The sequence below is a fragment of the Psychrobacter immobilis genome (assembly GCF_003148585.1).
GTDB lineage: Bacteria > Pseudomonadota > Gammaproteobacteria > Pseudomonadales > Moraxellaceae > Psychrobacter > Psychrobacter immobilis.
In genome coordinates this window covers 38127-50917 of the sequence record NZ_QGGM01000016.1, presented here as the reverse complement: position 1 = coordinate 50917, position 12791 = coordinate 38127, and the positions used below count along the sequence as shown (strand labels likewise).

13 protein-coding genes are annotated in these 12791 nt (G+C 42.0%); 5 read left to right on the top strand and 8 right to left on the bottom strand.

The window, feature by feature from the left end:
* Positions 1-7 precede the first annotated feature (7 nt).
* Positions 8-1282, top strand: coding sequence for a hemolysin family protein (locus tag C8D84_RS11785; protein ID WP_055123481.1), 1275 nt, complete (start codon positions 8-10; stop codon positions 1280-1282).
* Between the two features lie 11 nt (positions 1283-1293).
* Here the strand turns inward: C8D84_RS11785 and C8D84_RS11780 are convergent, their stop codons facing one another.
* Complete coding sequence (locus C8D84_RS11780; RefSeq protein WP_109592362.1) at positions 1294-2010, bottom strand: YggS family pyridoxal phosphate-dependent enzyme; 717 nt, start codon at positions 2008-2010, stop codon at positions 1294-1296.
* A gap of 397 nt (positions 2011-2407) precedes the next feature.
* On the opposite strand from C8D84_RS11780, the gene C8D84_RS11775 reads away from it, so the two are divergent.
* Positions 2408-3463 carry a type IV pilus twitching motility protein PilT gene (locus C8D84_RS11775; protein ID WP_045443495.1) on the top strand — a complete coding sequence of 352 codons (1056 nt, stop codon included), beginning with the start codon at positions 2408-2410 and terminating at the stop codon, positions 3461-3463.
* 170 nt (positions 3464-3633) lie between these two features.
* Positions 3634-4755, top strand: a complete 1122-nt coding sequence (locus C8D84_RS11770; RefSeq protein ID WP_055123483.1) for a PilT/PilU family type 4a pilus ATPase — start codon at positions 3634-3636, stop codon at positions 4753-4755.
* A 149-nt stretch (positions 4756-4904) separates the two neighbouring features.
* On the opposite strand, the gene fur is transcribed toward C8D84_RS11770, so the two are convergent.
* Positions 4905-5339: a ferric iron uptake transcriptional regulator gene (gene fur, locus C8D84_RS11765; RefSeq protein ID WP_045443492.1), complete on the bottom strand. Its 435-nt coding sequence runs from the start codon at positions 5337-5339 to the stop codon at positions 4905-4907.
* A 327-nt stretch (positions 5340-5666) separates the two neighbouring features.
* Between fur and C8D84_RS11760 the strand changes: the two genes are divergently transcribed.
* Positions 5667-6086, top strand: coding sequence for an outer membrane protein assembly factor BamE (locus C8D84_RS11760; RefSeq protein WP_045455336.1), 420 nt, complete (start codon positions 5667-5669; stop codon positions 6084-6086).
* 44 nt (positions 6087-6130) lie between these two features.
* Here the strand turns inward: C8D84_RS11760 and C8D84_RS11755 are convergent, their stop codons facing one another.
* From C8D84_RS11755 to C8D84_RS11740, 4 genes are all read right to left on the bottom strand, one after another.
* Positions 6131-6511 (bottom strand): RnfH family protein, encoded by a 381-nt coding sequence (locus tag C8D84_RS11755; protein ID WP_228244544.1) that lies wholly within the window; start codon positions 6509-6511, stop codon positions 6131-6133.
* A complete protein-coding gene (locus C8D84_RS11750) occupies positions 6499-7641 on the bottom strand; it encodes a hypothetical protein (RefSeq protein WP_109592360.1) in 1143 nt (380 codons plus the stop codon). Before C8D84_RS11750 ends, C8D84_RS11755 begins: the two co-directional genes overlap by 13 nt.
* A gap of 446 nt (positions 7642-8087) precedes the next feature.
* Positions 8088-8756, bottom strand: a complete 669-nt coding sequence (locus tag C8D84_RS11745) for a c-type cytochrome (RefSeq protein ID WP_109592358.1) — start codon at positions 8754-8756, stop codon at positions 8088-8090.
* A 338-nt stretch (positions 8757-9094) separates the two neighbouring features.
* Positions 9095-9430, bottom strand: coding sequence for a c-type cytochrome (locus C8D84_RS11740; protein WP_109592356.1), 336 nt, complete (start codon positions 9428-9430; stop codon positions 9095-9097).
* A 409-nt stretch (positions 9431-9839) separates the two neighbouring features.
* Between C8D84_RS11740 and yihA the strand changes: the two genes are divergently transcribed.
* Positions 9840-10631 carry a ribosome biogenesis GTP-binding protein YihA/YsxC gene (yihA, locus tag C8D84_RS11735; RefSeq protein ID WP_109592354.1) on the top strand — a complete coding sequence of 264 codons (792 nt, stop codon included), beginning with the start codon at positions 9840-9842 and terminating at the stop codon, positions 10629-10631.
* A gap of 114 nt (positions 10632-10745) precedes the next feature.
* Here the strand turns inward: yihA and C8D84_RS11730 are convergent, their stop codons facing one another.
* Together C8D84_RS11730 and C8D84_RS11725 are read right to left on the bottom strand one after the other, a co-directional pair.
* Positions 10746-11459, bottom strand: a complete 714-nt coding sequence (locus C8D84_RS11730; protein WP_109592352.1) for an HAD-IA family hydrolase — start codon at positions 11457-11459, stop codon at positions 10746-10748.
* Positions 11460-11579: 120 nt separating this feature from the next.
* Positions 11580-12590 (bottom strand): RluA family pseudouridine synthase, encoded by a 1011-nt coding sequence (locus C8D84_RS11725; protein WP_109592350.1) that lies wholly within the window; start codon positions 12588-12590, stop codon positions 11580-11582.
* Positions 12591-12791 lie beyond the last annotated feature (201 nt).

Sequence of the window (12791 nt, the reverse complement as noted above, 5' to 3'; positions counted from 1 at the left end):
GTATGTCATGAGTTTGCTAACCGCTAGTATCTTTCTTCTTTTATTGCTTGCCCTAAGTGCCTTTGTATCCGCTGCCGAAATTGCCATCGCTGCTGGTCGCAAAATTAAGCTGCAAATCATGGCAAAAGAAGGGGATGTCCGCGCATTTGACGTCCTTAAAATGCAAGAGCACCCTGGTAGTTTTATTACTGTCGTACAAGTGGTTTTGAATGCCGTCGCTATCTCGGCTGGTGCGGTAGGTGAGTCAGCTATTAGCCCTTATCTAGAGCTTTTGGTGAAGAATGAAGCAGTGTCATCCGTCATATCATTTGTGCTGATCACCAGTTTGTTTTCTCTGCTCGCTGATTTAATGCCCAGACGATTGGCGATGTCGAACACTGAAGCTATCGCTGTACGTCTCGTACGACCAATGATGCTATTGATTTTTATATTCAAACCCGTGATTTGGATATTTGATGGTGCAGCAAATGTCATCTTTGAATTACTGGGTATTTCAACCATACGGCAAGACGATATGACGCCAGAAGATATTTATGCTGTCATGGATGCTGGTGCTGAAGCTGGTGTGCTCAAAAAACAAGAACATCATCTGATAGAAAATATCTTTGATATGCAAGAGCGCACCGTAACGTCGGTGATGAATCCACGTGAAAACATTGTTTATTTTGATACCAAAACGAGCACTGAAAAAGTCGTTGAAGTGATGATTGAACAACCACATAACAAGTTTTTGGTCTGTCAGGAAGATGATCTAGAGCACATTATTGGTTATGTAGAGTCGCGCAGCTTTTTGGCATTGGTTCTTAACCAGCAAGAGGTCAGCTTAACTGACAAAGCCCTACTAAAACCTGCACTCTTCGTTCCTGACACTTTGTCCTTGTTTGAAGTATTAGAGATGTTTAAATCTACAGGCGCTGACTTTGCCGTCATCGTGAATGAGTATGGATTGGTAGTGGGTGTCATCACGCTCAAAGACGTAATGAGTATCGTCATGGGGGAGCTTGTCACCTTGGAGGAGCAGCCCATTGTTCAACGTACTGACAACTCGTGGCTAATCGATGGCATGACTCCTATCGAAGACGTCGTACGCGCTTTAGATATCGTTGATCTGCCACGCAGTCAGAACTATGAAACCATTAGTGGCTTTATGATGTACATGCTACGCAAGATTCCAAAGAAAACCGATACTATCGAATATGCCAATTATCGATTTGAGATTATCGCAACGGACAATCTCAAAATCACTCAGATGCTGGTGACCAGAATGGATGAGACTGTCTGATAAATAAAAATTTAAGCTCGTGCGCCAAATATGGCGCTACCAACGCGCACCATTGTCGAACCACTGGCTATCGCCTCTGTCATATCACCGCTCATGCCCATGCTCAGTGTATCCCAAGCATTTAGCTCTGCATGAGTCTCTTTAATTTCATCAAATAACTGCTTGGTACGGGTAAAAGCGTCCGTACCTCCCTTAGCAGGAATAATCATCAAACCACGCAGCTGTAACCTGTCATACCCCTTGATAGCAGTTATCAAATCAGGTAGCTGTGCTGGCAGGCAGCCTGATTTGCTTTCTTCGTTATCGATATTCAACTGAATCAATACATTCAGTGGGGGCAGCTCAGCTGGGCGCTGGTCGTTTAGGCGTTGAGCAATAATGTCACGCTCAACCGTTTGTACCCAATCGAAATGCTCAGCAATATCGCGGGTTTTATTACGCTGGATACTACCAATATAATGCCAAACAATATCTTTAGTTTCTGGCTGTCGTTTTAGCGTATCGATTTTTTCGATGGCTTCTTGCAGATAATTTTCACCAAAGTGCTGCTGTCCTTGCTGAGCCAAAGTAGCAATCATATCAGCTGGTTTGGTCTTGGAAACTGCCAGCAACGTCACACTATCTGCTTGTCGTGCCGCATGCTCACACGCTTGAGTCATTTGCTTGTTCGCTTGCTGCCAGCTCGCAATCAGATTTTGGCTATCAATGTTATTTTCTATTTCTTTCATATATTACTCACGAGAATAATTTAATCCATTTTTTAATCAGTCACTTTTAATGACTTCTATTTTTAATCACTTCTATAATGAACTTTTATTAATTAGGGCTAAACTTTTTATAAATGTCTTTCAATATAAAAAATCAACAAGGATCGATCTATAAATCGACACTCATAATGACTAATTTTACATTTTATTGGTGTAGTAGATGGTTAATTGTCGGTAGTCTTGTTATTATATTGTTACATGGTTTAACATATGCTACTGAATATAATAGTAATGGTAAAGACCATCGCTACTCCTTTATTAACGTGACCGACTTTAATCAGATCGTTGATCGATTGATAATCACTCCCCTTTTTTGCTCTTTTGTCCTACCCTTATTGATTGATAGGAATATCCGATTATGGCTGAAAAAAACAATTTAAGCATCGAAGACTTGCTGCGCTTTACGGTTAAGCATAAAGCATCAGATTTACATATTTCAGCCGGTATGCCAGCAATGATACGTGTTGATGGTGAAATGACCCGTATTAATATGCCAGAGATGACTCATCAGGTTGTGCATCAGCTTATTTATGACATCATGAATGATAAGCAGCGCGCTGACTTTGAAGAATTTTATGAGACGGATTTCTCTTTTGAGATTCCTAACCTAGCACGTTTTCGGGTAAACGCATTCAATCAAAACCGTGGGGCGGGCGCTGTCTTTCGTACTATTCCGTCCAAAGTCTTAACGATGGAAGACTTAGGGATGGGTGATGTATTTAAGCGCGTGTCAGACTTTAAACGTGGCGTAGTATTGGTCACGGGTCCGACAGGTTCTGGTAAGTCCACAACGCTGGCGGCCATGATTGACTATATCAACGAGAGCCGTAAAGAGCATATTTTAACTATTGAAGATCCGATCGAATTTGTCCACGATTCCAAGAAAAGCCTGATTAACCAACGTGAGGTGCACCGCGATACCCTAGGTTTCGAGCCTGCATTGCGCTCTGCGCTACGTGAGGATCCCGATGTTATTTTGGTTGGTGAGCTACGTGACCTTGAGACCATTCGCTTGGCATTGACAGCAGCAGAGACTGGTCACTTAGTATTCGGCACTCTACACACCAGTTCAGCCGCTAAGACCATTGACCGTGTCATTGATGTATTCCCCGCCGCAGAAAAAGACATGATTCGGGCGATGCTATCAGAGTCACTACAAGCCGTTATTTCACAAACGCTTTTGCGTCGTCAAGCAGGCGGACGTGTAGCAGCACATGAAATCATGCTCGGCACACCTGCTATCCGTAACTTGATACGTGAGAATAAAATCGCTCAAATGTACTCTGCTATCCAAACAGGTGCAGGTGAAGGTATGATTACGCTGGATCAAACGCTCAAAAATCTAGTAGCAAAAGGCACCATTAGTAAAGACGTAGCCCGTCCTTATGCCAAACAGCCTGAGGCATTTTTGTAATATTATTCATCGTGCGTCACTAGCTTATCTTGATTGATGTGTGAGTCAATAATACAAGCATTCATGAGCCATGATATGCCTTACTTTTATTCTAATGGTTATTATTAGCGATTTTTAAAACATGATTTTAAATACTTTTTTAATCGATTTACATCGAATGCAGGTACGATATGGACATTGATAAACTATTGCAGTTAATGATCAATAAAAATGGCTCGGACCTTTTTATTACCGCTGATGTAGCGCCCTCCATGAAAGTAAATGGCAAAATTCTGCCTGTCGGTAAAACGCCTTTAACCGCTGAGCAAACCATGCGATTGGTCAAAGGCGTCATGACACCAAACCAGCAAAAAGAGTTTGAAGAGACCAACGAATGTCAATTTGCCATTGCTGATGAAGCACAGCAAGCACGTTTTCGGGTCAGTGCCTTTATACAGCGTGATATGGCAGGGATGATTTTACGGAAAATTGAGAATAAAATTCCGACTGTCGAAGAGCTGCGTTTGCCGCCCGCGTTAAAAGAGTTGGCAATGAAAAAACGCGGTATCATTCTGCTAGTGGGTGCAACAGGTACAGGTAAATCAACGACCCTTGCTTCTATGATCGGACACCGTAATCAAAACTCGCATGGTCACATCATTACCATCGAAGATCCTATCGAGTTTGTTCATAAACATCGTGGTTGTATTATTACCCAGCGTGAAGTTGGTATCGATACCCATTCATTTGAGGCAGGACTAAAAAACACGTTACGCCAAGCACCTGATGTTATTTTGATTGGTGAGATTCGTAACCGTGAAGTCATGAGCTACGCGATCCAGTACGCTGAGACAGGGCATTTGGTGTTTGCAACCTTACACGCCAACAACGCCAACCAAGCGATTGACCGTATCATTCACTTTTTTGAAACCAGTCGCCACAATCAGTTATTTATGGACTTGTCGCTCAATTTGCAAGCCATTATTGCGCAGCAGCTGATTCCCACTCCTGATGGTAAAGGACGCCGTGCAGCTATTGAGATTTTATTGAACTCACAGCTGATTAGTGACTATATCCGTAAAGGCGAGGTTCATGAAATCAAAGATGTCATGACACGATCGCGGGATAGCGGTATGCAAACCTTTGATCAAGCTCTTTTTGACTTATATGAGCAAGGAGAAATCACCTATAAAGAAGCCATTCTTCATGCTGACTCTCCTAATGATTTACGCCTAAAAATCAAACTTAGCAGTAAGAACGGCACAGCCAATCTGGATGAAGGTGCGGATAACTTATCATTAGATATCAGTTAAGCGTGGCTTTTGAGCGTTGTTATTCGTTTTTGCCATAAAAACTTATAAGAAAGCCCTCATATTATTATGAGGGCTTTTCCTATTTTATATGTGGCGATAACGCACTAAAAATAATATCAAATATAGAGCATGCTCACCAATTAAAAAAATTACTTGATGCTATCCCGACACTCTTGGTCATTACAAATACCGTATAGCACCAATGAATGACCTGATAACTTAAATCCGTGCTTTTCTGCGACTTTAAGTTGCTCTTCTTCGATGACTTCGTTATGAAACTCTATAATCTTGCCACAAACATCACAAACCAAATGGTCATGATGGCCTTCTTGGGTAATCTCAAACACCGATAAATTATTTTCGAAGTTATGACGCTCGACGATACCAGCTTGTTCAAACTGCGTCAGTACTCGGTAGACAGTCGCTAAACCCACATCCTCACCTTGCTCTATCAGTGCCTTATAAACCTCCTCAGCACTCATATGATGCAACTCTGCACTCTCTAGTAGCTCTAAAATCTTGATGCGAGGTAACGTGACTTTTAATCCCGCTTTACGTAAATCTTGATTGGTAAAAGAAGCCATAATATCCCTTCTGACTGTGACAGTCTTAGCAAATAAAGAACCAAAAATATGAGATAAATAATCGTTAATGATTATTTTTTATAGTATATGAAACATTTTAATAACAGCAGACTGGCTGATTTGACCTCATGTCCAAGCCTGTTATTTTCTATAATAATCCTAACGCAAGTCTATGAATTTAAAATATAAATAATAAAATGACTCAGGTAGCATTTGGTAAATAATGTCGTAAGTGGTAGGAAATTGCAAGTAAATGACGTATCATTTGTCCAAGATTGTCGGCCAGAATAGCATTAACAACCTCTGGCTGCGCCTAATTCATTTCTTATGAGTCATCTTACCATGATAAAGACACTAACTTTTCGTCCGTTAAGCCCTGCAAGCGTATTACGCAAGATTGTCATAACCAGTATGCTTAGCGCTACTGTCGCTATGTCTGGCTGCTCATTATTGAGTGTTTATAAGATTGATTTGCCACAAGGCACTGCCATCACTCAAGCGCAAGCGCAAAAACTGCAAGTGGGTATGAATCAAAACCAAGTCCTTTATATCCTTGGTAGCCCAGCTATTAGAGACACCTTAGAACCTAAGCGTTGGGATTATATTTACGATTACAAAGCAGGGACAGAAGGTAGCCGCAAGGGTATTGCTGATGTCAAAAATGCCAGTCAGCACTTAATTATCTACTTTGATAATAATGGTTTGGTCAATCGTATTGAAGGTATCGAAAGCCTGCCTGCCTCATAATCAAGAACGGCAACTGGCTTTGATGATAGATGGCGCAACATCGCTTAAACTCGAGATTTATTTTTGCGCTGAGACATGGGATCAGCGCTTAAGCTGCGATATACTTCGATACGATCAAAAGGCTGCAAGCGATAGCTGAGCGGCTGTTTTTGTGCATAGATACCCACATACCAACGCTTCGCCGTTGGCGTGGTAATATCTGCCACTTGCTCACACCAACGTGCTAACGCTGGAAATTTCACCAACCATCCTGCCTGCCTCAATGCCTCATACAAGCTTGTTTCATCACTAACTTGTAGGGTTAAATAATGCTGACATTTTGCATCTTCAGCGTATGCCAAATAAACAGTCATTAGCATGGTCTGCTCAGATGACGGCGCACAATTATTATCAGATTGAACGCCATTAGCAGTTAACTCAACCACTGCATCACCCAACCTATCAATGCCAATAACAGTGCTAGTGGCACAATCAAACGAATCGCTATTCGCCATAAGTTATAAAACGCTTCATTGCCAAAATTTAATGACTTACGCAGATGACTAATTTTCATCTGCCAACCCGCAAAGATAGACAGCAATAATACCGCTATGCTGCTAATAATCACTAAAAGTCCGACCAGCCAAACAGTTGGTATGATAACGACTAACAAAAGCGCCAAAACAAAGGTTAATACCAAACTGACCAGTAGTCCAAACTTGTGTGCTAATTGCTGGGTACTATAATGCAGCAAATAGCTGGCGACAAATAACACCCCTATCCAATATGATAGCTGTCCAATCGGTGGCAATGCCATGCCACTAATAGATAAAGCAACGATCCCAACGATCAATTGTAATATCCAAATCGGGAGTACCAATTTGGTTGCCCGATACTCACTCGGCGCACGGCTGCGAGCAGGTTTTTGTGCATTGATATTGTCCGTGTCTACCGCTGTTGCCACTTGGTTCGTTACCAAGTTTTGACCAAACCAGTATAAGCCTGTACCTGCACCCACACTAACCAAGGCTAACGCGACTGCACGCGCCCATTCATTTAAGCTGATATCAGTCATCGCAAAGTCAATATTGGGTAGGCCATTTGCCACGCCGAGCAACAAGCCTATCACCATTAATCCCAGGCCAATCGGTAACGGTGCAACGCCCAATAAACTGAGTAACACAGCAATGACCATCAGGCCAGCAGCGATCGCAAAATCTGGTATAGCAGGAGCGCTATTAAGCTCCGTCAATGCCGCCAAAATACCTGTGCTCGCGCCTGAGATCACTAACGCCGCAATCAGAATGGAGACCAGCGCGGCGAGCCACCCAAAACTACGCCATATTGGGCTGGCATCTGCTTCGCGAGTAAGCTTTTGCATCCCTGCTAATGGTGCATCGACACTACGATAGGCTAAGGCAATTTCCGCATAAACAACGGGCAAGGATACCAATACCATCGCCAATAGCCAGAGTAACCAGAAGTCAATCTCACCAATGGATGCTGGTGCAAACCAACGAAACAGCAGTAGCGGTAGCAGTGCCGCGATAAAATAAGAAGCATAACGGATCATCATAATCTAAATCCAAACGATCTAATACCTTTCACAAAAATGAGAATAGCTGGGAAAACGAGTGCCCATACTACGCATTGTAGACGAAACAAGTTTGACACCGCTAATCATAGTCTGTGGGTTTGGTATAAAGTGAATAACGATAATTTATCATGATACAGAGCAACGATAGGCCTCTGTAAGCAGTTTTATTTTATATAGTCGATTCAATTTAAAAGAAGCACAAGGTAACTAGAAGCAAATATATATTCAATACTTCAAGCGAGGTTAATGCGGCGACTCTTTTATAATGGAATGACTATAAGGTCTCTATAATATAAGGGATGAACAGTTATAAAAAAACCCCGAAATCGGGGTTTAATAATGAAACAATGGCGGATATATGGTCAAGTACTTATTAATTTCAGTGAGGCAAGGTGTATTAGGCACTCGTAGCTGATACCAATCAATTAGTGAACAGCACTGATATAGTCTGACAAGATACGAATATCACGATCCGATAGTTTCGATGCGACTGTCTGCATCATGCCCATATCGCCTTCTTTCGCAGCATCATTGACACGTTTTTGCTCATCACTATCAACATCATCAACACGGCCAGCCGCACGGAAGAGTTTTAGCTGAGTTGCGATGTACTGTGCATGCTGACCACCTAAGCGTGGAAATGCCGCCCAAGTATTACCAGCAGCATCTGGACCATGACAGCCTGCACAACCGATGACACCGCGTGACTTATCACCACCTAAGAATAGCTTAGTGGCTTCTTGGTTGGTCGCAGGATTACCAAATCCAACACCCCAAGGCGCTTGGCTAGCATAATAACCAGCCACGTTGGCTAAATCTTGCTGCGATAAATTTGCAATTTGTGATTGCATAATACCGTTCTTGCGATAACCTGCTTTAAAGTTGACCAACTGTTTGTAAAGATATTTTACGTTTTGGCCACCCAAATTAGGCTGCGCAGGTACAACACTCACACCATCAACACCATGACAAGCGGCACAAACCGTTTCTGCAATTTGCTTACCGGCATTGACGTCGTACTCAGGAACAATAATAGCAGCTTGTACGCTGAAACTTGCAACGCATAAGCTGGCAGCAGCGATTAACTTTTTCATTGATACAAATCCTACTAGCTCGGCGTAAGCATTATTTAGAGTGATTGCACTGATAAGATACCTCATATAAACCACCCTACTATTGGTTAGGTAGGTATATGTTTTAAGGTCTTGGCCACAAGCAGTCTGAAAGTACTTACTAACATCAGGGTTTATTTTCGATTATTATAGCAAGACTTTGTAGCATTTGCCTACTTAATCGTCACATCCATCAGTTTTTCTAACACATAGACAGGTATGCCAACAAAAAACAAAAAGCGCTTACAGGCTAAAAAACCTAGCGCTTTTTTAAGTTGTTTTATAATGTGTCGTATTGTGTTGCTTTATCGGTCAGCGTCTCACTTACTCATGTACTCAATCAACTTACGATAATCATCGTCGCTACAACTGTTACAAAGACCACCAGCAGGCATCTGCGTCATACCACTTTTAACGGAATTGATAAGTGTCGGCATGCTTTTTTGTTTGATAAGCTGTTGCCATTTGGCACTATCACCTTTTTTGATGGCGTTCAGCGCCCCACTATCGTGACAGGCAGCACATGAGTTATCATAGGTGGCTGCAATATCAGCAGCATTAGCGCTAGTCATGATGGCACTACTGAGCAGTAATACCGCTCCGCTACCTACTAAAACTCGATAGGTCTGGCTAAAAAGTGCATTGATTGAAACCATAGAACACCTCCTTTTGATGCTTCTCTCGTTTAATCAATCTTGCTATTAAACGTCGTTCGTTCAGTATATCTTATTAAACATTGTAACAATGTATGTCGTATAAATATAGATAAATATAGTTTGGCTTTGGTAACGCATGAATAAAAGCAGCAACTTGCTCTAATGAGCGCTTATTTTAATGGTATTCTGTCATTTATGTGATGCTAATCATAGTTATTTCAATAAGTAAGATAAGTAATAGTATAGAATAGTCGATAACTTGAAATGACTGTGTTTATGACCAATAAACATTGAAAGTTATGATGAATAACCTCGTAACGATTTTTTGTCTAATGCACTGTCTTCTCGACAACCAGTTGATTAAAATTTTATAACCGTATCCAATTTCTTAAAGATTAATGAGCCATTTATGAGTACCCCGTTTACTGATGTCGCCGCCGAACATGCATTGTTCAACACTAAATCTCGTCAAAAAATTCAGCAAACTGAGTTTATGATGTCAGCGCCTACTTTTCGTCTCTGCCCACCCGATATGGGCTTAGAAGTTGCCTTTGCAGGACGCTCAAACGCAGGTAAATCCTCTGCTATTAATGCCTTAACCAATCAGCGCCAACTAGCACGCTCATCTAAAACGCCTGGTCGTACGCAGATGATTAACTTTTTTAGTATTGGTGATGCTGATAGACGTTTGGTGGATTTGCCAGGTTATGGCTACGCAGCGGTACCGCTTGAGATGAAAAAAGAATGGCAGGTTGAGCTAGAAGAATACTTGGTGGCGCGCTCAAGCCTTGCAGGTTTGGTGCTCATGACTGATATTCGTCATCCATTGAAATTCTTTGATGAGCAAATGCTACGTTGGGCAAATGATGGCGAACTACCGGTGCATATCTTGTTAACCAAAGCAGATAAGCTAAAGTATGGCGCATCTAAAAATGCGTTACTTAATACTCGTAAAAGACTGAAAGAACTGGGATTGAACTGTAGCATTCAGCTATTTTCAGCACTAAGAAAAGAAGGTCTGGATGAGCTGGCTGGTGTCATGGGTAATTGGTATGAGTATCAGCTTGAGGCAGACAAAATCATTGAATCCTCTTTTGCGTTACTAGAAGGCGCTGAGTTGGAAGAGGCGATTGAAAAAGACAACATCGAAAAAGGCGCGATTGAAAAGGAAAGTGCTCAGAAAGATAGTGCTCAGAAATAAAGCAAATAAACATTATCGTTTCCAAGTAAAAAGGGTTTATCGTTATTATCGATAAACCCTTTTTTTATTATCATTTTTTAGCATTAAAAAAGATTTTTATTTAAGTGCTTTTAGTTAAGTGCATAGTAGCTCAGCCAACGCTTGTGGCGTATCAACCTGATACGTGGGTTGCTGTGCGGCGAGCTCTGCAGGTGATGCTGTACCATAATTCACCGCAATACTGGTCATGCCCAGTCTCGTTGCCATTTGGATATCGTAGATACTGTCACCGATGAAAACAGCATTGGCGATTTGCTGCTGCGTATAATTCAAAATATCGGTCAACATCTGCGGGTCAGGTTTTGAGCCTGCCTCATCGGCACAGCGGGTCATCACAAAATAATGGTGGCTCTCTGAAGCATCTAATACGCGGTCTAAGCCCTTCCGCTTTTTACCAGTTGCAACCGCGAGGCTTTTACCTTGGGCTTGTAGCGTCTGCAACATTCCTTCTATCGGTGCAAAAAGCGGTGTACTGTGGCTGTTGGCAATATAGTGGTCTGCGTAGCTTTGCTGAATCGCAAGCTTTTGCGTGTCATTGGCTTGCGGATACAAAATCTCAATGCCATTCATTAAGCTCAGCCCAATGATGTCTTGTACTGCTTTATCGGTCGTCTGAAAACCATGCGCCTGCCCTGCCACATGCATTGACTCAACGATTAATCCAATGGAATCCATCAGCGTCCCATCCCAATCAAAAATAATCAGCGTCTTATCCGCTAAACGATGACTGGCTGATAACTGAGTTCCTTTGAAAGCGCTAGAGATACTAGCGGCAGATTGATTGCTCATAAATAGACCTTAACGAATATCAATAATAAATGGTAGATACGAAAACGTCACGGCGACTTATTAAGAAAAATAAGCGTTCGTGACGTTTCAAGTTAATGCTTAAAAATTTTATTTGGCGACTTATTCAGGCAATTTAACTTGCTCTGGCAACCAATCTGCCATGTCATCTGGTAGCGGTGCAGTAATAGTTTCATAGCCTGGAATGTCTAAACGCCACGCATGCAGACACAGGCGATGGACGCCTGATTTATCGTGCACATTATATTTATCATCACCCAAGATAGCGTGACCAATATGCGCCAAATGCACACGGATTTGATGAGTGCGACCAGTTAGCGGTTTGGCTTCAATTAAACTCACTGGCTGATCAGCAATCATAAAACGACCATGAACGACGATATCCGTCTGGCTTTCTTTAGATTGCGGATCTTGCATATCTACTTTGACGCGGCGTTCACCACTAGCAACTGTATAGCGTAGCAATGACGCATCAATGCGTTGCTCATTTAATGCTGGCTGACCTTTGGCGATACATAAGTAATGCTTCTGGATGGTTTTATCGACAAGATGCTGTTGCAACGCTTTTAGCGCTGAGCGTTTTTTAGAAATCATCAATAGACCGGAAGTATCTTTATCAATGCGATGTATCAGCTCTAGGTATTTTTTACCTGTCACTTCACGCATGGCTTCGATAACACCAAAGTCCAAACCACTACCACCATGAACGGCGATACCAGAAGGCTTATTCAGCACTAGCATTCCTTCGTCTTCATACACTACGCGCGCTAACAAGCTTTTAGCAAACTCGGCACTGATAATCGGTTTTTCGCGGGTAGCAAGTACCACTGGCGCGATACGTACCACGTCTTCACGCTGTACTCTATCGTGCGCTTTGCAGCGTTTATTATTGACCCGAATCTCATCTGAGCGAATCATTTTATAGATATGCGGTTTTGGCAAACCTTTTAAACGGTTCAACAAAAAGTTATCCAAGCGCTGATCGTGTTGATGGCGGGTTACTTCAAGATAATTTACCTTACCAAAGTTGCTGATTTCATCATCAGCGCTTTGCGGGCGTGTTTTACTATTAAAAATAGCAGGGGCTTCATGGGTAGGTGCGTCGTCAGTCATTTTTGGCTTCGTCATTTTTAGTTAGGTATTTACAGAAAGATTTGCTATAGTTTAGCATGTTGAGCGACAATTAAGCAGAGACTGCAGCAATAATCATTGTTGTTGTTCTAAATAGCGCATTACCATTTTTACGAACTTTTAGTGAAAAGGTATTAGCAGTATACCCTGCCAACATTGTATGTTTAATCGGATTTTAGGGCG

What these genes read in the sequence shown, in the direction of transcription:
- C8D84_RS11725 (WP_109592350.1), bottom strand. Translation starts at nt 12,590, where the DNA reads ATGACTGACGACGCACCTACCCATGAAGCCCCTGCTATTTTTAATAGT.
- C8D84_RS11740 (WP_109592356.1), bottom strand. Translation starts at nt 9,430, where the DNA reads ATGGTTTCAATCAATGCACTTTTTAGCCAGACCTATCGAGTTTTAGTA.
- yihA (WP_109592354.1), top strand. Translation starts at nt 9,840, where the DNA reads ATGAGTACCCCGTTTACTGATGTCGCCGCCGAACATGCATTGTTCAAC.
- C8D84_RS11750 (WP_109592360.1), bottom strand. Translation starts at nt 7,641, where the DNA reads ATGATGATCCGTTATGCTTCTTATTTTATCGCGGCACTGCTACCGCTA.
- C8D84_RS11760 (WP_045455336.1), top strand. Translation starts at nt 5,667, where the DNA reads ATGAGTCATCTTACCATGATAAAGACACTAACTTTTCGTCCGTTAAGC.
- C8D84_RS11730 (WP_109592352.1), bottom strand. Translation starts at nt 11,459, where the DNA reads ATGAGCAATCAATCTGCCGCTAGTATCTCTAGCGCTTTCAAAGGAACT.
- C8D84_RS11745 (WP_109592358.1), bottom strand. Translation starts at nt 8,756, where the DNA reads ATGAAAAAGTTAATCGCTGCTGCCAGCTTATGCGTTGCAAGTTTCAGC.
- fur (WP_045443492.1), bottom strand. Translation starts at nt 5,339, where the DNA reads ATGGCTTCTTTTACCAATCAAGATTTACGTAAAGCGGGATTAAAAGTC.
- C8D84_RS11785 (WP_055123481.1), top strand. Translation starts at nt 8, where the DNA reads ATGAGTTTGCTAACCGCTAGTATCTTTCTTCTTTTATTGCTTGCCCTA.
- C8D84_RS11770 (WP_055123483.1), top strand. Translation starts at nt 3,634, where the DNA reads ATGGACATTGATAAACTATTGCAGTTAATGATCAATAAAAATGGCTCG.
- C8D84_RS11775 (WP_045443495.1), top strand. Translation starts at nt 2,408, where the DNA reads ATGGCTGAAAAAAACAATTTAAGCATCGAAGACTTGCTGCGCTTTACG.
- C8D84_RS11780 (WP_109592362.1), bottom strand. Translation starts at nt 2,010, where the DNA reads ATGAAAGAAATAGAAAATAACATTGATAGCCAAAATCTGATTGCGAGC.